We start from the raw sequence: 20,774 nt of genomic DNA, 5'->3' as shown, positions 1-20,774 counted from the left end.
GGGGCCGCTTCGCGACCCATCGCGACACAAGGCCGCTCCTACAGGTTACGTATTCCCTGTAGGAGCGGCCTTGTGTCGCGATGGGCTGCAAAGCAGCCCCAATCAATCCCGAACTGAAACGCTTACTTGCGCTTCATCGACAGGAAGAACTCATCGTTGGTCTTGGTCTGCTTGAGCTTGTCGACCAGGAACTCGATGGCGGCGATTTCGTCCATCGGGTGCAGCAGCTTGCGCAGGATCCACATGCGCTGCAGTTCGTCGTCGGCGGTCAGCAGCTCTTCGCGGCGAGTGCCGGAACGGTTGATGTTGATGGCCGGGAACACGCGCTTTTCAGCGATGCGGCGATCCAGCGGCAGCTCCATGTTGCCGGTGCCCTTGAACTCTTCGTAGATCACCTCGTCCATCTTCGAGCCGGTTTCGACCAGCGCGGTGGCGATGATGGTCAGCGAACCGCCTTCCTCGATGTTACGCGCGGCACCGAAGAAACGCTTCGGCTTCTCCAGGGCGTGGGCATCGACACCACCGGTCAGTACCTTGCCGGAGCTCGGGATCACGGTGTTGTAGGCACGCGCCAGACGAGTAATGGAGTCCAGCAGGATGACCACGTCCTTCTTGTGCTCGACCAGGCGCTTGGCCTTCTCGATCACCATTTCGGCAACTTGCACGTGGCGGGTTGGCGGCTCATCGAAGGTAGAGGCAACCACTTCGCCGCGCACGGTGCGCTGCATTTCGGTCACTTCTTCCGGGCGCTCGTCGATCAGCAGGACGATCAGGTGGCACTCGGGGTTGTTACGGGTGATGTTGGCCGCGATGTTCTGCAGCATGATCGTCTTGCCCGCTTTCGGCGGGGCAACGATCAGGCCACGCTGGCCTTTGCCGATCGGGGCGCACAGGTCGATGACGCGGCCGGTCAGGTCTTCGGTGGAGCCGTTACCGGCTTCCATCTTCAGGCGCTTGTTCGGGAACAGCGGCGTCAGGTTTTCGAACAGGATCTTGTTCTTCGCGTTTTCCGGGCGGTCGAAGTTGATGGTGTCGACCTTCAGCAGGGCGAAGTAACGCTCTCCTTCCTTCGGCGGGCGGATCTTGCCGACGATGGTGTCGCCGGTACGCAGGTTGAAACGGCGGATCTGGCTGGGCGAGACGTAGATATCGTCAGGGCCGGCCAGGTAGGACGCATCAGCCGAACGCAGGAAACCGAAACCATCCTGGAGAATCTCCAGCACGCCGTCACCCGAGATCTCTTCGCCGCTTTTCGCGTGCTTCTTCAGCAGGGCGAAAATCACGTCCTGTTTGCGCGAACGGGCCATGTTTTCGATGCCCATCTGTTCGGCCATTTCCAAAAGATCGGTAATCGGCTTTTGCTTGAGTTCAGTCAGGTTCATAAGGGGAGTGACGTAATCATGTAAGAAGGGAGAATTAAGCTTCTGGCTTAATGAGGCCGCGCCGCTAGATGGCGACAGGATCGCGTACTGATTCGAATTAGGGATGCTTCGGCGACGGCATGTAGAGGGCACTGGAGAAGCAGTGCGAGGCCGAATGTAACACTTGCTTTTTTCTGCGTCTAGTGCTCTGAAAAAGAAAAGCCCCGCATCTGCGGGGCTTTTCCACATCACAGGTGGGCGTCGAGGAACGCGGCCAGCTGCGATTTGGACAGGGCGCCGACCTTGGTGGCTTCGACGTTGCCGTTCTTGAACAGCATCAGCGTCGGGATACCACGCACGCCGTGCTTGGCCGGGGTTTCCTGGTTCTCGTCGATGTTCAGCTTGGCGACGGTCAGTTTGCCCTCGTAGGTAGCAGCGATGTCGTCCAGTACCGGAGCGATCATCTTGCATGGACCGCACCATTCAGCCCAGTAGTCGACCAGTACGGCGCCTTCGGCCTTAAGGACATCGGCTTCGAAGGAGGCGTCGGTGACATGTTTGATCAGATCGCTGCTCATGGATATCTCCAGGGTCGTAAGCAAAAAAACGTGGCCCATGATAGCCGCACCCACGCCCGACAGGAAGCCGCGGACGATTGAGTGTAACTATAGTTGTGCAAGACGCCACGAATCGAAACTGTCACACAAACGTCATAGCATCGAATGGCACATTGCCTTGCATCAAGGCCAGCTCAACGGCTTTGTACCACGCGTTGGCGACAGCCTGCTATCGTGGCACGATTGCCAGGTTAACGACCGAGAACAACCAGATCATGCCGCATACCATCGCGAAGAACCTGTCCCTGATCGCCGCCATCGACCTTGGCTCCAACAGTTTCCACATGGTCGTGGCCAAGGCCCACCATACCGAAATCCGCATTCTCGAGCGGCTCGGCGAGAAGGTTCAGTTGGCCGCCGGCATCGACGAAGACCGCAAGCTCAGTGAAGAGGCAATGGAACGAGGCCTGGATTGCCTCAAGCGCTTTTCCCAACTGATCAACGGCATGCCGGCAGGCTCCGTGCGCATCGTCGGTACCAACGCCTTGCGCGAAGCGCGCAACCGCAACGAATTCATCCAGCGCGCCGAAGCCATCCTTGGCCACCCGGTCGAGGTGATTTCCGGCCGTGAAGAAGCGCGCCTGATCTACCTGGGCGTGTCGCACACCCTGGCCGATACCCCCGGCAAGCGCCTGGTGGCCGATATCGGCGGCGGCAGTACCGAGTTCATCATCGGCCAGCGCTTCGAGCCGCTGCTGCGCGAAAGCCTGCAGATGGGCTGCGTCAGCTTCACCCAGCGCTACTTCCGCGATGGCAAGATCACCCCGGCCCGCTACGCCCAGGCCTACACCGCCGCGCGCCTCGAGCTGATGAGCATCGAGAATGCCCTGCACCGCCTGACCTGGGACGAGGCCATCGGCTCGTCCGGTACCATTCGTGCCATCGGCGCTGCCATCAAGGCAGGTGGCCTGGGCAATGGCGAGGTCAACGCCGAGGGGCTGGCCTGGGTCAAGCGCAAGCTGTTCAAGCTGGGTGAGGTCGACAGGATCGACTTCGAAGGCGTCAAGCCGGACCGCCGCACCATCTTCCCCGCGGGCCTGGCAATTCTCGAAGCGATCTTCGATGCCCTGGAACTGCAGCGCATGGACCACTGCGACGGAGCCCTGCGCGAAGGCGTGCTGTTCGACCTGCTGGGCCGCCACCACCACGAAGATGTGCGCGAACGCACCCTGAACTCGCTGATGGAGCGCTACCACGTGGACCAGGGCCAGGCCGCGCGCGTCGAGCGCAAGGCGCTGCACGCTTTCGACCAGGTGGCCGCCGCGTGGGACCTGAAAGACGGGAACTGGCGCGATCTGCTGGGCTGGGCCGCGAAAGTGCACGAAATCGGCCTGGATATCGCCCACTACCATTACCACAAGCACGGCGCCTACCTGATCGAGCACTCCGACCTGTCAGGCTTCTCCCGCGAGGACCAACAGATGATGGCCTTGCTGGTGCGCGGCCACCGCCGCAACATTCCCAAGGACAAGATCGCCGAACTGGGCGAGGAAGGAGTCAAGCTGCTGCGCCTGTGCGTGCTGCTGCGCTTCGCCATCCTTTTCCATCACATCCGTGGCAACCAGCAGATGCCCAAGGTAGAGCTGAAGGCTGGCGATAACAGCCTGGATGTGGTGTTCCCCGCCGGCTGGCTGGAACAGAACCAGCTGACCCAGGCCGACTTCGCCAACGAGGCGGAGTGGCTGGCCCGGGTCGGCTTCGTCCTCAGCGTACGTTGAGGACCGGGTTGCTCAGGCGCTCCAGCAGGGTCGCCTGGGCACTGCGCGGGTTCTGGTTGCCGGTTGGCGTGCTGCGCACGTAGCGCCCGTCCGGCTGCAGGGTCCAGGCGTGGGTGTTGTCGGTCAGGTAGCCTTCCAGCTCCTTCTTCACCCGCAGCAACAGCTTCTTGCCTTCCACCGGGAAGCAAGTCTCGACGCGCTTGTCGAGGTTGCGCTCCATCCAGTCGGCACTGGACAGGTAGATCTGCTCTTCGCCGCCATTGAGGAAGTAGAACACCCGCGTGTGCTCGAGGAAGCGGCCGATGATGGAGCGCACCTGGATATTGTGCGAAACCCCCGGAATACCTGGGCGCAAGCAGCACATGCCACGCACCACCAGATCGATCTTCACGCCCGACTGGCTGGCCTTGTACAGCGCCTTGATGACCTTGGCGTCGGTCAGCGAGTTGAACTTGGCAATGATATGCGCCGGCTTGCCTTCGAGGGCGAACTGGGTTTCGCGCGCGATCATGTCGAGCATGCCCTTCTTCAGGGTGAACGGCGCGTGCAGCAGTTTCTTCATGCGCAGGGTCTTGCCCATGCCGATCAGCTGGCTGAACAACTTGCCGACGTCCTCGGTGAGGGCGTCGTCGGAGGTTAGCAGGCTGTAGTCGGTGTACAGACGGGCGTTGCCGGCGTGGTAGTTACCGGTGCCCAGGTGCGCATAACGCACGATCTCACCCTGCTCGCGGCGCAGGATCAGCATCATCTTGGCGTGGGTCTTGAAGCCGACCACGCCGTAGATCACCACCGCACCGGCCGCTTGCAGGCGGCTGGCCATCTGCAGGTTGGACTCTTCGTCGAAGCGTGCCCGCAACTCGATCACTGCGGTGACCTCCTTGCCGTTACGCGCCGCGTCCACCAGCGCATCGACGATTTCCGAGTTGGCCCCGGAACGGTACAGCGTCTGGCGCACGGCAAGCACATGTGGGTCCTTGGCGGCCTGGCGCAGCAGGTCGATCACCGGGGTGAAGGACTCGAACGGGTGCATCAGCAGGATGTCCTGCTTGCCGATCACGCTGAAGATGTTGTCGGCGTTGACCAGCAGCTTGGGGATCGCCGGGGTGAACGGCGTGTACTGCAGCTCGGGGTGGCTGTCCAGGCCGGTGATGCTGAACAGGCGGGTAAGGTTGACCGGGCCGTTGACCTGGTACAGCTCGCTTTCGCTGAGGCTGAACTGCTTGAGCAGGTAGTCCGACAGATGTTTCGGGCAGGTGTCGGCTACTTCCAGGCGCACGGCGTCACCGTAGCGGCGCGAGAACAGCTCGCCGCGCAGGGCGCGAGCCAGGTCGTCGACCTCTTCGGAGTCCAACGCCAGGTCGGCGTTACGGGTCAGGCGGAACTGGTAGCAGCCCTTCACCTTCATGCCCTGGAACAGGTCGTCGGCGTGCGCGTGGATCATCGAGGACAGGAACACGTAGTTGGCGCCGGGGCCACCCACATCTTCCGGCACCCGGATGACCCGCGGTAGCAGGCGCGGGGCCGGGATGATCGCCAGGCCCGAATCGCGGCCGAAGGCATCGACACCCTCGAGCTCGACGATGAAGTTGAGGCTCTTGTTCACCAGCAGCGGGAATGGGTGAGTCGGGTCGAGGCCGATCGGGGTGATGATCGGGGCGATTTCATCGCGGAAGTAGCGGCGCACCCAGGTCTTGAGCTTGGGTGTCCAGTAACGGCGGCGGATGAAGCGGATATGGTGCTTTTCCAGCTCCGGCAGCAGCACATCGTTGAGAATCGCGTACTGGCGCTCCACTTCGCTGTGCACCAGGTCGCTGATGCGCGCCAGCGCCTGGTGCGGCTGCAGGCCGTCGGCACCGGCCTGCTCACGGGCAAAGTTGATCTGCTTCTTCAGGCCGGCGACGCGGATCTCGAAGAACTCGTCGAGGTTGCTGGAGAAGATCAACAGGAACTTGAGGCGTTCGAGCAGCGGGTAACTCTCGTCCAGCGCCTGTTCCAGCACACGGATATTGAACTGCAGCTGCGAGAGTTCGCGATGAATGTACAGGCTGCTGTCGTCCAGGCCCGGGATGACGATCGCCGGGGCCGGCGCAGGGGCCGGAGCCGCAGCCTCTGCCACCGGTTCCGCGGCAGGCTGGGGGGCCGGCGGCAGGTCTGGCGGGGTCTGCACCATCTCTTCGGGGAGTTCCTGAGCATCCTTGATCGCGACAGGGGTTAGCACTTCATTATTCATCTGGCGTTCCTGAGGACGTTAACGCCCTATCATCTATTGAGCGGCAAGATAAGCGCCCATTATGACGCCTGTGTTACATGCCAGGGCAAGCCATGCCGCGTGGCTTCTGGCATTCTCCGAGCGGGAATTGTTCATGTCGAGACACATTTGGACACTTTCACGAACGCGCGCGAAGGGGTAGGCTTCGCGTTCATTTCGCCAGCACCTCAGAAAATGCTTCAACAATTCCTGCAGGATTTCGGCTACTTCGCCCTTTTTCTAGGCACCTTCTTCGAAGGCGAGACCATCCTGGTGCTTGCGGGATTCCTTGCGTTCCGCGGTTACATGGACATCAACCTGGTGTGCCTGGTGGCGTTTTTCGGCAGCTATGCCGGCGACCAGCTGTGGTACTTCATGGGCCGCCGCCACGGGCGCAGGATCCTGGCACGCAAACCGCGCTGGCAGGCGATGGGTGACCGGGCGCTGGACCACATCCGTCGCCACCCCGACATCTGGGTACTGAGTTTCCGCTTCGTCTATGGCTTGCGCACGGTCATGCCGGTGGCCATTGGCCTGTCCGGCTACCCACCACGCCGCTATCTGCTGCTGAACGGTATCGGCGCGGCCATCTGGGCAGTGGCCCTGGGCGCGGCCGCGTACCATTTCGGCGCCATCCTCGAAGGCCTGCTGGGCAACGTGAAGCGCTACGAGCTATGGGTGCTCGGTGGCCTGTTGGCGCTGGGCGGCCTGCTATGGCTGCGCCGGCGCTTCCGCACGTTGCGCGCGGAGCGCAAGGCGGCGGGCAAGGCCCAGGCCCCAGAGGCTGAGCAGGCTGTAAGCCACGAGCAGCAACCAGGCCAGCGGCACGACCACCGCTAGGCCCAGTGCGCCGGCCAGGTACAGCGCCGGCGCATTCGCCAGCAACCGTACCAGCTCCAGGCGCACGGCCCATGGCCGGTTCTCCAGCAGCGCGCCAAGCACGAACAAGCCAAACGCCATCAGCCCCCAGCCGAGCAACAGGGCGGCGGTTGGCACTCGCTCGGCTACCTCCATCAGATAGCTGCCCAGCGCCACGTAAACCACGAATTGCGCCGCCACATAGGCCTGCTGCGCGCGGCCCAGGGCAACCTCGAACTTGCGGAACAACGCCAGGTCCTGCTTGGCCTGTGGGTAGCGTGCGGCCACATCGGCCGGGCGCCAGCCGGTGGGCATGAACCAGATCCGCAGCTTGTCCCACAGGCTGTCAGCGCGCCGGGCATCGTGCCAGAGCTGGGCATAGAACTGCAGGTTGGCCCACAGCGGGTTCCAGCTGGCCAGCGGCGTGGTCACCCCGAACACCACCGGTTCGGCCGGGTCCTCCTCTTTGAAGGTGCCGAACAGACGATCCCAGAGAATGAACACGCCGCCGTAATTGCGATCCAAGTAAGCAGGATTTTGCGCATGGTGGACGCGATGGTTGGATGGCGTGATCAACACCCACTCGAGCCAGCCCAGCTTGGGAATGTGCCGGGTATGCACCCAGAACTGGTAAAGCAGGTTGAGCGACGCCACCGTGATGAACACCAGCGGCGGCACACCGAGCAACGCCAGCGGCAGGTAGAACAGCCACGAGAAGATGAACCCGCTGCTGGTCTGGCGCAGCGCCGTAGTGAGGTTGTACTCCTCGCTCTGGTGATGCACCGAGTGCGCAGCCCACAGCACGTTGCGCTCGTGGCCAAGACGGTGCAGCCAGTAATAGCAGAAGTCGTACAGGACAAAGGCCAGCAGCCACACCCACCAGGCCTGCGGCGGCAGCTGCAGCAACGCCATGTGCTCGAACGCCATGGCATAGGTCACCAGCCCCACCCCTTTGGTCAGCAACCCGGTACTGGTCGACAGCGCGCCGGTGCTGAGGCTGTTGATCGAGTCGGCCAGGGTGAAGTTGCGCTGGCCACGCACATGGTCGGCCAGCAGCTCGACGGCGATCAGCACGAAGAAGAACGGCACGGCCAGCAGAATCAGGTCCATGGGTACGACCTCAGACGTTATCCGCCAAGATTAGGCCGCGCTTGCGGGAATCCCTATGGCTACATCTGCCAAACTAGAGGACATTTAGCGCCTCGACACTGGAGTAAAAAGCATGACAAAAAAAGTAGCGGTGATTCTTTCCGGCTGTGGCGTTTATGACGGCGCCGAAATCCACGAAAGCGTGATCACCCTGCTGCGCCTCGACCAGCGTGGTGCGCAGGTGCAGTGCTTCGCGCCGAACATTGCGCAGATGCATGTGATCAACCACCTGACCGGCGAGGAAATGCCCGAGTCGCGCAATGTGCTGGTGGAATCGGCGCGCATTGCCCGCGGCGAGGTCAAGGACATCCGCGAAGCCAGGGCCGAAGACTTCGATGCGCTGATCGTGCCGGGCGGTTTCGGAGCGGCGAAAAACCTGTCCAACTTTGCCGTGGAAGGTGCCAACTGCAGCGTCCACCCGGATGTGCTGGCCCTGGCCGAAGCCTTTGCAGCGGCGTGCAAGCCGGTTGGCCTGATCTGCATCTCGCCGGCGCTGGCGGCGAAGATCTACGGGCCGGGTGTGGTCTGCACCATCGGTAGCGACGCGGGCACTGCGGAGACCATGACGAAGATGGGTGCTACCCATGAAGAATGCGATGTGCACGACATTGTCGAAGACACCCAGCGCAAGCTGGTCACCACCCCGGCGTACATGGAGGCCAAGTCGATCAGTGAAGCGGCTGGCGGCATCTACAAGCTGGTGGACCGGGTGCTGGAGCTGACGCACGAATAGGCTCTTGCTGGCACGCGCTGTGTAGGAGCGGCCTTGTGTCGCGATCGGGCCGCGAAGCGGCCCCGGCAATTTATGCGGCGAAGCTGAAAACCTGGGGCCGCGCTGCGGCCCGATCGCGACACAAGGCCGCTCCTACAGGGACCGCGCCTGCCCTCAGGTTCTGGACAACCGGGCGATGATCCGGTCCAGCGCATTGGCAAACGCCTGCTTCTCACGCTCGCCATAAGGCGCCTGCCCTCCCCCCACCTGACCCTGCTCGCGCAGGTCGGTAAACAGGTTGCGCGCCGCCAGCCGATCACCCATGTTGCGCTCGTCGAACTCGCGACCGCGCGGGTCCAGCGCCGCCACGCCCTTTTTCACCAGGCGGTCGGCCAACGGCACGTCACTGCAGATCACCAGCTCGCCGGGCACGGCGTGCTCCACCAGGTAATCGTCAGCTGCGTCCATGCCGCTGGGCACCACGATCAAACGCACGATCGCGAACGCCGGCTTGGCCACAGCCTGGCCCGCCACCATCACTACCTCGAACTTGCGCTTGAGGGCGAACTTTACGATCAGATCCTTGGCCGCCTTGGGGCAGGCGTCGGCATCGATCCACACACGCATCGGAAAACCTCGCAATCAGCTTGAGGCCTCCATCATGCCTCAAGCGCAACGAAAGCTGGAGCAGCTGCCACGCACGTTGGGAAAATGGCGCCAATATTTCAATTGCCGCTTATCCGACCCCGCCACTCAGGCTAAACTCGCCACAGCTCCGCTGGCCTGCCCCGAGTGCGCAATGAACCACCCCCACGAAATCCGCCCTGACCTGGACGAAGGCATCGACCGCAAGGTCCTGGCGACATTGCGTGCGCGCTTTCTGCGGCTCAACCAGGGCCGGCTGCAGCGGGCCCTGGAGGGCCTGTCGACGCGCCAGCAACAGGTGCTGACGCTGCTGCCACTGCTGTTTCATGTGAACCACCCGTTGCTGCCGGGCTATGTCTCCGGCAGCACTCCCGCCGGCGTATCGGGCTACGAGCCGAGCGCCGACCTGGTAGTCGAGGCCCAGCGCCTTGCCCGCTCGTTCACCTACAAAGCCCGCCATGGCAATCCGCCGCGGCCGATCCACGGCCTGTTCCTGATGGGCAGCCTGGGCTCGCTGGCCCAGGCCGAGCACAGCGACATGGACCTGTGGGTATGCCACGCGCCCGGCCTGGCCGACGAGCAGCTGGGCGAGTTGCGCCGCAAATGCCAGCTGCTGGAGGCATGGGCAGCAAGCCTGGGTGCCGAGGCGCACTTCTTCCTGATCGACACGCAAGGTTTCGCCCAGGGCCAGCGCGAGGGCCAACTCGGTTCCGACGATTGCGGCACCACCCAGCACTACCTGCTGCTGGACGAGTTCTACCGCACCACTATCTGGCTGGCCGGGCGCACGCCTCTGTGGTGGCTGGTGCCGGTCTACCAGGAACACGATTACCACGCTTATACCCAGACTCTGCTGTCCAAGCGCTTTATCCGCAGCCAGGACGCCCTCGACCTCGGCAACCTCGCGCACATTCCGCCCGGCGAATTCGTCGGCGCCGGCTTGTGGCAGCTGTTCAAAGGCATCGACTCGCCCTACAAGTCACTGCTCAAGCTGCTGCTGACCGAGGCCTATGCCAGCGAGCACCCCGCCGTCCGCTGCCTGAGCCTGGACTACAAGCAGGCAGTGTTCGCCAACCAGCTCGACCTCGACGAGCTGGACCCCTACGTGATGGTGTACCGGCGCATCGAGCGTTACCTGCTGCAGCGCGGCGAACACGCGCGCCTGGAGCTGGTGCGGCGCAGCCTGTACCTGAAGGTGAACAAGAAGCTCAGCGACCCGGCCCGGGCCAATGGCTGGCAGCGCCGGCTGTTGCAGCGCCTGGCCGACGAGTGGGGCTGGGACCAGCGCCAGTTGGCCCTGCTGGACAGTCGCAACCAATGGAAAGTGCAGCAGGTTGCCGTCGAGCGCCGTGAACTGGTGGCCGAACTGAACCACAGCTACCGCTTCCTCAGCCAGTTCGCCCGCACCCAGAACGCCAGCAGCCGCGCCGACCAGCGCGATCTCAACGTGCTGGGCCGGCGCCTTTACGCAGCCTTCGAGCGCCGCGCCGGCAAGGTCGAAGTGATCAACCCCGGTATCGCCCCGGACCTGGCCGAAGGCACCCTGACCCTGGTCCAGGCGCCTAACCGCAAGGAGCCTGGCAGCTACCACTGGGAGCTCTACACCGGCAACCTGAGCCCTCATGAAGTGGACCACTTCAGCCCGCTAAAGCGCTGCCGCGAGCTGCTCGAACTGCTGACCTGGGCCCATCGCAACGGGGTGATCGACAGCAGCACGCGCCTGGCGCTACACCCGGGTGTCAGCGACCTGAGCGAATTCGAACTCTTCAACCTGGTGGGCTGCCTGCAGCAGAGCATCCCCCTGCCCTTGCCGACCGTCAGCGAAGTTCGCTTGCTGCAACCCAGCGTTGCCGAGGAAGTGCTGCTGCTGGTCAACGTCGCCATCGACCCACTGCGCCACCACCGCGACCTGAACATCCTGATGACCACCGAGCGCACCGACTCGCTGAGCTATGCAGGCGTGCGCGAAAACCTGGTTCTGACCCTGGACCAGGTCACCCTCAACAGCTGGAACGAGGTATTGGTCCAGCGCTATGACGGCGAGCACGCGCTGGTGCGCTGCCTGCGCGACTTCCTCAACAGCCCCGTGCTGCGCGGCCACCGTCCGAGGGTGCGGGTGCGCTGCTTCTGCCAGAGCCGCGCCCAGGCCATCGGCCAGCGCGTGGAGGAAATCTTCGACACCGTGCAGCTGCTGCTGGACCAGGGCCTGAACCACCGCTACCTGCTGCAGGTGGCCCAGCACACCCATGTGCTGGAGCTGCTGGCCGGACATGTCGGCCTTACCACCCTGGCCGAACATGAGGCGCTGCTGGACCACCTGGGCCAAGAGCGTAGTGCCTACAGCCCGTTGTACCTGGACGCCAACGCCCTGCAGGACCACGACCTGCACCTGGTGCTGGAGCAAGGTCGGCCAGCCTGCATCCAGGTGTTCTACCGCCTGCAGGGTGGCTGGGCCGAGCTGTACGTGCTGGATGAATACAACGCCCTGTGGCAGCAACGCCTGCCGCTGCACGACGAAGCCCACCTGCTGTTGCCGCTGCAGCGCTTCCTGCGCTCTGTGGTGATGCGCCGGGATGCCCGTCTGCCGTTGGACACTCAGCGCGCGGCCTCACTGGACATCCACTACGCGCAACTGTTGCCTTCCGGGCCAGGCAAGGCACGCAGCATCGAGCCGCGCCAGGCCCCGTTCGAGGGTAGCGACCAGCCTTACTACGAGGTGCAGGCAATCATCCAGGGCGGGGTGGCGGGTGCGGCGCACGTGACGCTGTACTGCGACCAGCAGGAGTTTTCCGAACTGGAGCATGGTGAGCAGCTGTATGCGGTGGTGGCCAGGCAGATCATCGGCCAGCGACGGGGTGCAGAGCAGTACCGCTGCTACATCACCGACCTGGACTTGTCCGAGTTGCTGGATGACCAGCTGGGGTCGACGCAGCTGTACCTGCGCTACAAGCGGGAGCTGGAGCAGGCTTTGAACGAGGGGTTGGAGCAGGTCCTGGGCGAATGACCCAATGCAGTACCTGTGGGAGCGGGTTCACCCGCGAACACCGGCAAAGCCGGTGCCATACACCGCGTCGCCTGCTTCGCGGGTGAACCCGCTCCCACAGGGTCCGTCATGGACCTGTGAATGCCTTCGTGATTCTACAGGTCGAAATCGCCCGCCGCTTCCGGCTGGTATTCCACTTCCAGCAGCTTCAGCTTGAGGGTCTTGCCCCCCGGTGCCGGCCAGTCGATCTGCTCGCCCACCGACAACCCGAGCAAGGCACAACCGATCGGCGCCAGGATCGAGACCTTGCCTTCCGGCCCGGCATCCTTCGGGTAAACCAGGGTCAGGTGGTAGTCCTTGCCGCTGGCTTCCTCACGGCAGTGCACGCGCGAGTTCATGGTCACTACGCCTGCCGGAACTTCCTCGTGACCGACCACCTGCTCGGCGCGGTCCAGCTCGTCCTGCAGGGCGAGCACACCCGGCGTACTCTCGTCGAGGCTGTCGATCAGACGCTCCAGACGTTGTACGTCCAATCGGGTGAGGATGAGGGAAGGCTTGGTGCTCATGATCCAGTCAGACTCCTTTGAACAGGCGGTTTTCATCGTGCAGATAAAGCAAAACCCCGCCCAAGGGCGGGGTTTGTGAAGGCTTTGGCGTCACCGACGCAGAACTCGACGTTACCACAGCCGGGTAAATACTCAAGCCCCTGCGATCAGTGTGCCTTAGCCTGGTCGCGCAGGGCCTGGGCCTCGCGGCAGATCTGCCGGCGCCGTTCGTCATCGGCCGAACGCCATTCGCGGATGTGCTCGACATGCCGATGGCAACCCGTGCAGACCCGCTGTTCGTCCAGCCGGCAAACGCTGATGCAGGGCGACGGCACTGCGGGGCTGACGTTGCTGTAGAGCGGCTTGGGCGGCCGGGCCTGGGGGCTGCTCATGTTCAGATCTCGTCGAAGTCCAGCTTCTCGCCGGCCCGCTCCCAGACGATGCGCTCGAGCATTTCGCCCAGCAGCTCTTCGCTCTTCTCGCATACCCACTTGCCGCTGTCTTCGTCGTAGTCGAAGTGGAAACCGCCGGAACGGTCGGCCAGCCACAGCTGGCGCAGCGGCTCCTGGCGGCTGAAGATCAGCGTGCTGCCGTTGTCGAACTTGACGGTCAGGACGCCAGCGGAGTTCTCCATGTCCAGGTCCAGGCCGCTCTCGTCGAACAGGTCCTCCAGGGCCTGTTGGGTAGCGTCGACCAGATCATGGAAACGCGCTTCACTCAAACTCATTGCAGGAACCTCGAAATTGGCTGCGTTACAGGCAAGCCCGGCAAGATACGGGCGCTTGCCACCGAATGCAAAGGTTTAGCCGTTGCCTTCACTGGCATGAACTCAAAGCCTGTGGGAGCGGGCATGCCCGCGAAGCAGGCGCCGCGGTGTGTGGCACCGGCTTTGCCGGTGTTCGCGGGCAAGCCCGCTCCCACAGGGCCCCTTGCAGGCGGTAAGAATAGCCCGCCCGGCGGGCCGGCCCTTGCATAGGCAAGCCGCCGGTCGCTCGGTATACTCGGGCGCAATACTGCATTTTTCTAAGGATTTCACCCATGAAGCGCCTGATTTCCTCCTTCGCGGCGCTGGTCGCTGTTGCCTGCCTCGTTTCGGCCTGCGGCCAGAAAGGCCCGCTGTATCTGCCTGAAGACGGCGATAACGGCAAAGCGCACAAGTCGCACCAGCACCAGCCAAAAGCCAAGCCGGCCCCGGTAGAGGAGCAGCAGCCCGAACTGCAGTCCGAGCCCGAGCAGTCGCCAGCGCAGTAAGGAAACCAGATGAACGCTTTCAACTACCGCGACGGCGAGCTGTTCGCGGAAGGCGTGGGCCTGTCGGCCATCGCCGAACGCTACGGCACTCCGACCTACGTGTACTCGCGCGCCCACATCGAGGCCCAGTACCGCAGCTACGCCGACGCCCTGCAAGGCACCGAGCACCTGGTGTGCTTCGCGGTAAAGGCCAACTCCAACCTCGGCGTGCTGAACGTGCTGGCGCGCCTGGGCGCAGGCTTCGACATCGTTTCCGGCGGTGAGCTGGAGCGCGTGCTGGCCGCTGGCGGCCGTGCCGACCGCGTGGTGTTCTCCGGCGTCGGCAAGACCCGCGACGACATGCGCCGTGCCCTGGAGGTCGGCGTGCACTGCTTCAACGTCGAATCAACCGACGAACTGGAGCGCCTGCAAGTGGTGGCCGCCGAGATGGGCAAGGTTGCCCCGGTCTCGCTGCGGGTCAACCCGGATGTCGACGCCGGCACCCACCCGTACATCTCCACCGGCCTGAAAGAGAACAAGTTCGGCATCGCCATCGCCGATGCCGAGGCCATCTACGTGCGCGCCGCGCAGCTGCCGAACCTGGAAGTGGTCGGTGTCGACTGCCACATCGGTTCGCAACTGACCACCGTCGAGCCTTTCCTCGATGCCCTCGACCGCCTGCTGGTGCTGGTCGACCGCTTGGCCGAGTGCGGCATCCACCTGCGCCACCTGGACCTGGGTGGCGGTGTCGGCGTGCGTTACCGCGATGAGGAGCCGCCGCTGGTGGCCGACTACATCAAGGCCATCCGCGAGCGCGTCGGCGACCGCGACCTGGCCTTGGTGTTCGAGCCGGGCCGCTACATCGTGGCCAACGCCGGCGTCCTGCTGACCCGCGTGGAATACCTCAAGCACACCGAGCACAAGGATTTCGCCATCATCGATGCGGCGATGAACGACCTGATCCGCCCGGCCCTGTACCAGGCCTGGATGGGCGTCAGCGCAGTCAAGCCACGCACAGGGGAAGGCCGTGCCTATGACCTGGTCGGCCCGATCTGCGAGACTGGCGACTTCCTCGGCAAGGACCGCGTACTGAACCTGGCCGAAGGTGACCTGCTGGCCGTACAGTCCGCGGGCGCCTATGGTTTTGTCATGAGCTCCAACTACAACACCCGTGGCCGTTGCGCTGAAATCCTGGTCGACGGCGACCAGGCCTTCGAAGTACGCCGCCGCGAGACCATCGCCGAATTGTACGCTGGCGAAAGCCTGCTGCCGGAGTAAGCCCATGCTGCTGCGTTTTACCAAGATGCATGGGCTGGGCAACGACTTCATGGTCCTCGACCTGGTCAGCCAGCACGCGCACATCCAGCCCAAGCACGCCAAGCAATGGGGTGACCGCCACACCGGCATCGGCTTCGACCAGTTGCTGATCGTCGAGGCACCGAACAACCCGGAAGTGGACTTCCGTTACCGCATCTTCAATGCCGACGGCTCCGAGGTCGAGCAGTGCGGCAACGGTGCGCGCTGCTTCGCCCGCTTCGTGCTGGACAAGCGCCTGACCGCGAAAAAGCGCATCCGCGTGGAAACCAAGGGCGGCATCATCGAACTGGACGTGCAGAACGACGGCCAGATCAGTGTCGACATGGGCCCACCGCGCTTCAACCCTGCCGAAATCCCTTTCGTCGCCGACGAGCAGGCGCTGAACTACCCACTGGAAGTCGACGGCCAGGTGCATTCCATTGCCGCCCTGTCCATGGGTAACCCGCATGCCGTGCTGCGTGTCGATGACGTGCGCACCGCCCCTGTGCACCAGCTGGGCCCGAAGATCGAAAACCACCCACGCTTCCCGCAGCGGGTGAATGCCGGCTTCCTCCAGGTCATCGACCGCCACCGCGCCAACCTGCGCGTCTGGGAACGTGGAGCTGGCGAAACCCAGGCCTGCGGCACCGGCGCCTGCGCCGCCGCCGTAGCGGCGATCAGCCAGGGCTGGATGGACTCCCCGGTGTCCCTCGACCTGCCCGGTGGCCGCCTGCACATCGAATGGGCCGGCCCCGGCAAGCCCGTGCTGATGACCGGCCCAGCCGTACGCGTCTACGAAGGACAGGTTCGTCTCTAAGCGAGTAACCGCCATGACCGATCAGCCCCAGGTTGTACCCCAGCAGTCCGCCGAGCTCGATGCCGAAGCGGTGGTCGCCTATCTGCGCGCCCACCCCACCTTCTTCGCCGAGCACGACGAGTTGCTGATCGAACAGCGTATCCCTCACCAGCGTGGCGACAGCGTGTCGCTGGTCGAGCGCCAGCTCAAGCTGCTGCGCGACCGCAACATCGAAATGCGCCACCGACTGTCGCAACTGATGGATGTGGCCCGCGACAACGACCGGCTGTTCGACAAGACTCGCCGGCTGATCCTGGACCTGCTCGATGCCGGCAGCCTGGAAGAAGTGGTAATGGCGGTCGAAGACAGCCTGCGCCAGGAATTCCAGGTGCCCTTCGTCAGCCTGATCCTGTTCGGCGAAAATGTCGCGCCGGTCGGGCGCTGGGTGAGCAACGCCGAAGCGCAGCAGGCCATCGGTGCCCTGCTGGGCGGCGGCAAGACGGTCAGCGGCAACTTGCGCGAGCACGAGCTGGCATTCCTGTTCGGTGAAGAGCAGCGCCGGGAAGTGGGCTCCAGCGCCGTGGCAGCCTTGGAATACCAAGGCTTGCACGGGGTGCTGGCGATCGGCAGCCGCGACCCGCAACACTACAAGAGCAGCGTCGGCACGCTGTTCCTTGGCTACATTGCCGAGGTGCTTGGCCGCGTTGTGCCTCGCGTTACCCAGACCCTGCGCCCGGTACGCTGATGGAACGCCAGCTGGAGGCTTATTGCGCACACCTGCGCAACGAGCGCCAGGTGTCTGAGCACACCCTGCTGGGCTACCGCCGCGACCTGGACAAGGTGGTCGCCTACTGCAAGGAACATGGCATTGCCGGTTGGCAGGCGCTGCAGATCCAGCAGCTACGCCAGCTGATCGCCCGTCAGCACCACCACGGTCAGTCCTCGCGCAGCCTGGCCCGGCTGCTGTCGGCGGTACGTGGCCTGTACCGCTACCTGAACCGCGAAGGCCTGTGCCAGCACGACCCGGCCAGCGGCCTGAGCGCACCCAAGGGCGAACACCGGCTGCCCAAGGTGCTGGACACCGACCGCGCCCTGCAGTTGCTCGATGGCGGTGTCGACGATGACTTCATCGCCCGTCGCGACCAGGCCATCCTCGAACTGTTCTATTCGTCGGGCCTGCGCCTGTCCGAGCTGACCAACCTCGACCTCGATCACCTCGACCTTGCCGCCGGCCTGGTGCAGGTGCTGGGCAAGGGCGGCAAGGCCCGCGTGCTGCCGGTCGGGCGCAAGGCTCGCGAGGCATTGCAGGCCTGGTACCGCCTGCGCGGCATCGGCAACCCACGCGACCGCGCGGTGTTCATCACCCGCCAGGGCAACCGCATCAGCCCACGGGCCGTTCAGCAACGGGTGAAGGCGGCCGGTGAGCGCGAACTGGGCCAGCACCTGCACCCGCACATGCTTCGCCATTCCTTCGCCAGCCATGTGCTGGAATCGTCCCAGGACCTGCGCGCGGTGCAGGAGATGCTCGGCCACGCCGACATCGGCACCACGCAGATCTATACCCACCTGGACTTCCAGCACCTGGCTGCGGTGTACGACAGTGCCCACCCTCGGGCCAAACGCAGCAAAGGCACAGACTCATGAGCATCAAGCTGATCACCTTCGACCTCGACGACACCCTGTGGGATACCGCGCCGGTAATTGCCAGCGCGGAAGTCGTGCTGCGCGACTGGCTCGAAGCCAACGCCCCCATTCTCGGCGGCGTGCCGGTGGAGCACCTGTTCGCCATTCGCGAGCGCCTGGTGCAAGCCGAACCCGGCCTGAAGCACCGCATCAGCGCCCTGCGCCGACGAGTGCTGTTCCACGCCTTGGAAGAAGTCGGCTACAGCGAAAAACACGCGCAGGAACTGGCCAACGAAGGCTTCGAAGTATTCCTGCATGCCCGCCACCAGGTGGAGATTTTCCCGGAGGTGCAGCCGGTGCTGGAGATCCTGCGCCACCACTACACCTTGGGCGTGGTCACCAACGGCAACGCCGACGTGAGCCGCCTGGGGCTGGCGGACTATTTTCGCTTTGCCCTCTGTGCCGAGGACCTCGGCATCGGCAAGCCGGACCCGGCGCCGTTCCTCGAAGCCCTGCGTCGTGGTGACGTGGACGCCAGCGCAGCAGTGCACATCGGTGACCACCCGGGCGATGACATCGCCGGCGCCCAACGTGCCGGGCTGCGCGCGGTGTGGTTCAACCCTCAGGGCAAGGCGTGGGTAGGCGAACAGGCGCCGGACGCCGAGATCCAGCGCCTGTCGCAGTTACCCGACATCCTCGCGCGCTGGCGCTGACAGGGGCCGCCTCGCGGCCCATTCGCGGGTAAACCCGCTCCCACAGGGACCGTGCAGGCCCTAAGGCCTGTGGTGAACCTGTGGGAGCGGGTTCACCCGCGAAGAGGCCGGCAAGGGCAACACAAAACCAGCAGGCACAAAAAAGCCCGCAGCGACGGCGGGCTTTTTTTCGATCAGCCACTCAGATAGGGCGGCTGCCGTATTTGTTGTCCGGCTTCTTGGGTGGATCTGCGACCACGTTGGCCTCGACTTCCTGAACCTTGCCGCCGCGAGCGAGGAACTCTTCCATGGCCTTGGCCAGGGCATCACGCTCCTTCTGCTTGGCTTCCATGCTCGGCATCTCGTCTACCGCGACTGCGGCCTTGGATTTGCCCTTGGCAGCAGGTGCCGGGCTGCTGTCGTCATCGCCAGCGTCTTCGGCGCCGTCATCAGCTGCCGCTTCGAGGCCTTCATCACCCTCGTCTTCGTCGCCTACTTCGAGGTCATCATTTTCCAGATCGTCGTCGCTCATGTTCTACCTCATGACTTGCGAAAAGCAGGTTAGTTATAGACCAGTGCAGCCGTAGACCGGCAGCCACCAGTGAAAATTCAACTGGCCGTGGGTTAGGCCACTGCCCTAGGGTCGGCGCTCCTGATGGGAGGCGGCACCCAGCAGGCCCTGCTCCTGGCAGGACCTGACAAATCCTTTAGCCCCTGCTGGCCACACGCTACTGGCAAGCCTAGCAAAGGCTGGCGAAGCGTGTGGACTACTCGTCAAACACCCTTCGGCGCGCATTCTAGCGCGCCAGCAGAAAAAGCAAAGCACCATGAATGCTCTGCGTTTTGTAAGATTTCCGCCTACGTCGCGAACGTGTCGAATAAACCGTTTGCCGTGCGGGAAATGCTAAAAATCTGGCAAAAAAATGCCCGGCAAGCCGGGCAAGTTTTTACCGCGTCGCAGTTACAGGTTGTAGCCGCGCTCGTTGTGCTGAGCCAGGTCGAGGCCGACCGACTCTTCTTCTTCGCTGACCCGCAGGCCCATCACCACATCCAGCACCTTGAGGATCACGTAGGTGACGATGGCGGTGTAGACCACGGTGAATATCACGCCCTTGGCCTGGATCCAGACCTGCATGCCGATGTCGGTGACGGCACCGAAGCCGCCCAGCGCCGGGGCTGCGAACACGCCGGTGAGGATGGCGCCGACGATACCGCCGATGCCGTGTACGCCGAAGGCGTCCAGCGAGTCGTCATAGCCGAGCTTGCGCTTGAGGCTGGTGGCGCAGAAGTAGCAGACCACACCCGAGACCAGGCCGATCACCAGGGCACCCATCGGGCCTACGGTACCGGCAGCCGGGGTGATGGCGACCAGGCCGGCGACCACACCCGAAGCGATGCCCAGCGCGCTCGGTTTACCGTGGCCGATCCACTCGGCGAACATCCAGCCAAGGGCCGCAGCGGCGGTGGCGATCTGGGTCACCAGCATGGCCATGCCGGCGGTGCCGTTGGCGGCAGCGGCAGAGCCTGCGTTGAAGCCGAACCAGCCGACCCACAGCATGGCAGCGCCCATCAAGGTGTAGCCCAGGTTGTGCGGGGCCATAGGGGTGGTCGGGTAGCCCTTGCGCTTGCCCAGAACCAGGCAGCAGACCAGGCCCGCGATACCGGCGTTGATGTGCACCACGGTGCCGCCGGCGAAGTCCAGCACGCCCCAGTCCCACATCAGTGCGCCGTCACCGCTCCAGACCATGTGCGCGATCGGCGCGTAGACCAGGGTGAACCAGATGCCCATGAACACCAGCATCGCAGAGAACTTCATGCGCTCGGCGAAGGCACCGACGATCAGTGCCGGGGTGATGATGGCGAAGGTCATCTGGAAGGTGATGAATACCGCTTCAGGGAACAGCGCGGCAGCCGAGGTCAGGTTCGAGGGCGTGACGCCACTGAGGAACGCCTTGGAGAAGCCGCCGACGAAGGAATTGAAGTTGAGCACGCCCTTTTCCATACCGGTGGTATCGAAGGCCATGCTGTAGCCGTAGACGACCCAGAGAATGCTCATCAGGCCAGTGATTGCAAAGCACTGCATCATCACCGACAGCACGTTCTTGGAACGCACCATGCCGCCATAGAACAGGGCCAGGCCCGGAATGGTCATGAACAGCACCAGCGCCGTTGCGGTCAGCATCCAGGCGGTGTCGCCGGAGTTCAGCGCTGGGGCAGCTTCCTCTGCCAGGGCAAGCCCGGGCATTACGAGGGACAATAGGGCTCCTAGCCCTGCGATCTTACGCAGAGTCATGTTGTTTT

Annotated in this window: 19 protein-coding genes and 1 pseudogene; 10 read left to right on the top strand and 10 right to left on the bottom strand. The window is 63.8% G+C overall.

Annotation, left to right across the window (positions count from 1 at the left end; all coding sequences use genetic code 11):
- Positions 1-122 precede the first annotated feature (122 nt).
- Both rho and trxA read right to left on the bottom strand, forming a co-directional pair.
- The gene (gene rho / locus J5M58_RS02300) at positions 123-1,382 is read right to left on the bottom strand and encodes a transcription termination factor Rho (protein WP_003253661.1); all 1,260 of its coding nucleotides are present in this window, start codon (positions 1,380-1,382) and stop codon (positions 123-125) included.
- Positions 1,383-1,609: 227 nt separating this feature from the next.
- The gene (gene trxA, locus J5M58_RS02295; protein ID WP_112249855.1) at positions 1,610-1,939 is read right to left on the bottom strand and encodes a thioredoxin TrxA; all 330 of its coding nucleotides are present in this window, start codon (positions 1,937-1,939) and stop codon (positions 1,610-1,612) included.
- Positions 1,940-2,193: 254 nt separating this feature from the next.
- Here trxA and ppx point away from each other — a divergent pair, with 254 nt between their 5' ends.
- Positions 2,194-3,696 (top strand): exopolyphosphatase, encoded by a 1,503-nt coding sequence (gene ppx / locus J5M58_RS02290; protein ID WP_112249857.1) that lies wholly within the window; start codon positions 2,194-2,196, stop codon positions 3,694-3,696.
- On the opposite strand, the gene ppk1 is transcribed toward ppx, so the two are convergent.
- Positions 3,683-5,926, bottom strand: coding sequence for a polyphosphate kinase 1 (gene ppk1, locus J5M58_RS02285; protein ID WP_112249859.1), 2,244 nt, complete (start codon positions 5,924-5,926; stop codon positions 3,683-3,685). The genes ppx and ppk1 overlap by 14 nt on opposite strands.
- A gap of 213 nt (positions 5,927-6,139) precedes the next feature.
- Here ppk1 and J5M58_RS02280 point away from each other — a divergent pair, with 213 nt between their 5' ends.
- On the top strand, positions 6,140-6,784 hold the full coding sequence (locus J5M58_RS02280) for a DedA family protein (protein WP_181457296.1): 645 nt from the start codon (positions 6,140-6,142) through the stop codon (positions 6,782-6,784).
- A 501-nt stretch (positions 6,785-7,285) separates the two neighbouring features.
- Here the strand turns inward: J5M58_RS02280 and J5M58_RS27810 are convergent.
- Positions 7,286-7,714 (bottom strand): annotated as a pseudogene (locus tag J5M58_RS27810) (sterol desaturase family protein); the annotation flags it as partial.
- Between the two features lie 310 nt (positions 7,715-8,024).
- Between J5M58_RS27810 and elbB the strand changes: the two are divergent.
- Entirely contained in the window at positions 8,025-8,684 is a 660-nt protein-coding gene (gene elbB, locus J5M58_RS02270; RefSeq protein ID WP_112249863.1) for an isoprenoid biosynthesis glyoxalase ElbB, read from the top strand.
- A 153-nt stretch (positions 8,685-8,837) separates the two neighbouring features.
- Here elbB and J5M58_RS02265 read toward each other — a convergent pair whose 3' ends face one another.
- Positions 8,838-9,290 carry a YaiI/YqxD family protein gene (locus J5M58_RS02265; protein ID WP_112249865.1) on the bottom strand — a complete coding sequence of 151 codons (453 nt, stop codon included), beginning with the start codon at positions 9,288-9,290 and terminating at the stop codon, positions 8,838-8,840.
- A 172-nt stretch (positions 9,291-9,462) separates the two neighbouring features.
- On the opposite strand from J5M58_RS02265, the gene J5M58_RS02260 reads away from it, so the two are divergent.
- On the top strand, positions 9,463-12,312 hold the full coding sequence (locus tag J5M58_RS02260) for a class I adenylate cyclase (RefSeq protein WP_112249867.1): 2,850 nt from the start codon (positions 9,463-9,465) through the stop codon (positions 12,310-12,312).
- 134 nt (positions 12,313-12,446) lie between these two features.
- Here J5M58_RS02260 and rnk read toward each other — a convergent pair whose 3' ends face one another.
- The 3 genes from rnk to cyaY form a co-directional block, all read right to left on the bottom strand.
- The gene (gene rnk, locus J5M58_RS02255) at positions 12,447-12,857 is read right to left on the bottom strand and encodes a nucleoside diphosphate kinase regulator (RefSeq protein ID WP_016712630.1); all 411 of its coding nucleotides are present in this window, start codon (positions 12,855-12,857) and stop codon (positions 12,447-12,449) included.
- Positions 12,858-13,003: 146 nt separating this feature from the next.
- On the bottom strand, positions 13,004-13,228 hold the full coding sequence (locus tag J5M58_RS02250) for a DUF1289 domain-containing protein (RefSeq protein ID WP_112249868.1): 225 nt from the start codon (positions 13,226-13,228) through the stop codon (positions 13,004-13,006).
- Positions 13,229-13,230: 2 nt separating this feature from the next.
- Positions 13,231-13,563 (bottom strand): iron donor protein CyaY, encoded by a 333-nt coding sequence (gene cyaY, locus J5M58_RS02245; RefSeq protein WP_051096329.1) that lies wholly within the window; start codon positions 13,561-13,563, stop codon positions 13,231-13,233.
- A 311-nt stretch (positions 13,564-13,874) separates the two neighbouring features.
- Here cyaY and J5M58_RS02240 point away from each other — a divergent pair, with 311 nt between their 5' ends.
- Genes J5M58_RS02240 through J5M58_RS02215 form a run of 6 tightly spaced genes read left to right on the top strand, consistent with a single transcriptional unit; the run spans position 13,875 to position 18,494 of the window.
- Positions 13,875-14,087: a lipoprotein gene (locus J5M58_RS02240; RefSeq protein WP_112249869.1), complete on the top strand. Its 213-nt coding sequence runs from the start codon at positions 13,875-13,877 to the stop codon at positions 14,085-14,087.
- A 9-nt stretch (positions 14,088-14,096) separates the two neighbouring features.
- Complete coding sequence (lysA, locus tag J5M58_RS02235) at positions 14,097-15,344, top strand: diaminopimelate decarboxylase (RefSeq protein ID WP_063912185.1); 1,248 nt, start codon at positions 14,097-14,099, stop codon at positions 15,342-15,344.
- Between the two features lie 4 nt (positions 15,345-15,348).
- Positions 15,349-16,179 (top strand): diaminopimelate epimerase, encoded by an 831-nt coding sequence (dapF, locus tag J5M58_RS02230; RefSeq protein WP_207877046.1) that lies wholly within the window; start codon positions 15,349-15,351, stop codon positions 16,177-16,179.
- A 13-nt stretch (positions 16,180-16,192) separates the two neighbouring features.
- Positions 16,193-16,903 carry a DUF484 family protein gene (locus J5M58_RS02225; RefSeq protein WP_015272252.1) on the top strand — a complete coding sequence of 237 codons (711 nt, stop codon included), beginning with the start codon at positions 16,193-16,195 and terminating at the stop codon, positions 16,901-16,903.
- A complete protein-coding gene (gene xerC / locus J5M58_RS02220) occupies positions 16,903-17,802 on the top strand; it encodes a tyrosine recombinase XerC (protein WP_112249871.1) in 900 nt (299 codons plus the stop codon). Before J5M58_RS02225 ends, xerC begins: the two co-directional genes overlap by 1 nt.
- The gene (locus tag J5M58_RS02215; RefSeq protein ID WP_112249873.1) at positions 17,799-18,494 is read left to right on the top strand and encodes an HAD family hydrolase; all 696 of its coding nucleotides are present in this window, start codon (positions 17,799-17,801) and stop codon (positions 18,492-18,494) included. The genes xerC and J5M58_RS02215 overlap by 4 nt, the downstream gene beginning before the upstream one ends.
- Positions 18,495-18,675: 181 nt before the next feature.
- On the opposite strand, the gene sutA is transcribed toward J5M58_RS02215, so the two are convergent.
- A complete protein-coding gene (sutA, locus tag J5M58_RS02210) occupies positions 18,676-19,005 on the bottom strand; it encodes a transcriptional regulator SutA (protein ID WP_112249875.1) in 330 nt (109 codons plus the stop codon).
- A 429-nt stretch (positions 19,006-19,434) separates the two neighbouring features.
- Positions 19,435-20,766: an ammonium transporter gene (locus J5M58_RS02205; protein WP_112249877.1), complete on the bottom strand. Its 1,332-nt coding sequence runs from the start codon at positions 20,764-20,766 to the stop codon at positions 19,435-19,437.
- Positions 20,767-20,774: the final 8 nt, after the last annotated feature.

Source organism: Pseudomonas sp. 32_A, from assembly GCF_017490905.1.
In the GTDB taxonomy this organism is placed as follows: domain Bacteria; phylum Pseudomonadota; class Gammaproteobacteria; order Pseudomonadales; family Pseudomonadaceae; genus Aquipseudomonas; species Aquipseudomonas inefficax.
Note: the sequence above shows the minus strand (reverse complement) of the source record. Positions and strands in the feature narration are given on the sequence as shown.

What these genes read in the sequence shown, in the direction of transcription:
- rho (WP_003253661.1), bottom strand. Translation starts at nt 1,382, where the DNA reads ATGAACCTGACTGAACTCAAGCAAAAGCCGATTACCGATCTTTTGGAA.
- trxA (WP_112249855.1), bottom strand. Translation starts at nt 1,939, where the DNA reads ATGAGCAGCGATCTGATCAAACATGTCACCGACGCCTCCTTCGAAGCC.
- ppx (WP_112249857.1), top strand. Translation starts at nt 2,194, where the DNA reads ATGCCGCATACCATCGCGAAGAACCTGTCCCTGATCGCCGCCATCGAC.
- ppk1 (WP_112249859.1), bottom strand. Translation starts at nt 5,926, where the DNA reads ATGAATAATGAAGTGCTAACCCCTGTCGCGATCAAGGATGCTCAGGAA.
- J5M58_RS02280 (WP_181457296.1), top strand. Translation starts at nt 6,140, where the DNA reads ATGCTTCAACAATTCCTGCAGGATTTCGGCTACTTCGCCCTTTTTCTA.
- elbB (WP_112249863.1), top strand. Translation starts at nt 8,025, where the DNA reads ATGACAAAAAAAGTAGCGGTGATTCTTTCCGGCTGTGGCGTTTATGAC.
- J5M58_RS02265 (WP_112249865.1), bottom strand. Translation starts at nt 9,290, where the DNA reads ATGCGTGTGTGGATCGATGCCGACGCCTGCCCCAAGGCGGCCAAGGAT.
- J5M58_RS02260 (WP_112249867.1), top strand. Translation starts at nt 9,463, where the DNA reads ATGAACCACCCCCACGAAATCCGCCCTGACCTGGACGAAGGCATCGAC.
- rnk (WP_016712630.1), bottom strand. Translation starts at nt 12,857, where the DNA reads ATGAGCACCAAGCCTTCCCTCATCCTCACCCGATTGGACGTACAACGT.
- J5M58_RS02250 (WP_112249868.1), bottom strand. Translation starts at nt 13,228, where the DNA reads ATGAGCAGCCCCCAGGCCCGGCCGCCCAAGCCGCTCTACAGCAACGTC.
- cyaY (WP_051096329.1), bottom strand. Translation starts at nt 13,563, where the DNA reads ATGAGTTTGAGTGAAGCGCGTTTCCATGATCTGGTCGACGCTACCCAA.
- J5M58_RS02240 (WP_112249869.1), top strand. Translation starts at nt 13,875, where the DNA reads ATGAAGCGCCTGATTTCCTCCTTCGCGGCGCTGGTCGCTGTTGCCTGC.
- lysA (WP_063912185.1), top strand. Translation starts at nt 14,097, where the DNA reads ATGAACGCTTTCAACTACCGCGACGGCGAGCTGTTCGCGGAAGGCGTG.
- dapF (WP_207877046.1), top strand. Translation starts at nt 15,349, where the DNA reads ATGCTGCTGCGTTTTACCAAGATGCATGGGCTGGGCAACGACTTCATG.
- J5M58_RS02225 (WP_015272252.1), top strand. Translation starts at nt 16,193, where the DNA reads ATGACCGATCAGCCCCAGGTTGTACCCCAGCAGTCCGCCGAGCTCGAT.
- xerC (WP_112249871.1), top strand. Translation starts at nt 16,903, where the DNA reads ATGGAACGCCAGCTGGAGGCTTATTGCGCACACCTGCGCAACGAGCGC.
- J5M58_RS02215 (WP_112249873.1), top strand. Translation starts at nt 17,799, where the DNA reads ATGAGCATCAAGCTGATCACCTTCGACCTCGACGACACCCTGTGGGAT.
- sutA (WP_112249875.1), bottom strand. Translation starts at nt 19,005, where the DNA reads ATGAGCGACGACGATCTGGAAAATGATGACCTCGAAGTAGGCGACGAA.
- J5M58_RS02205 (WP_112249877.1), bottom strand. Translation starts at nt 20,766, where the DNA reads ATGACTCTGCGTAAGATCGCAGGGCTAGGAGCCCTATTGTCCCTCGTA.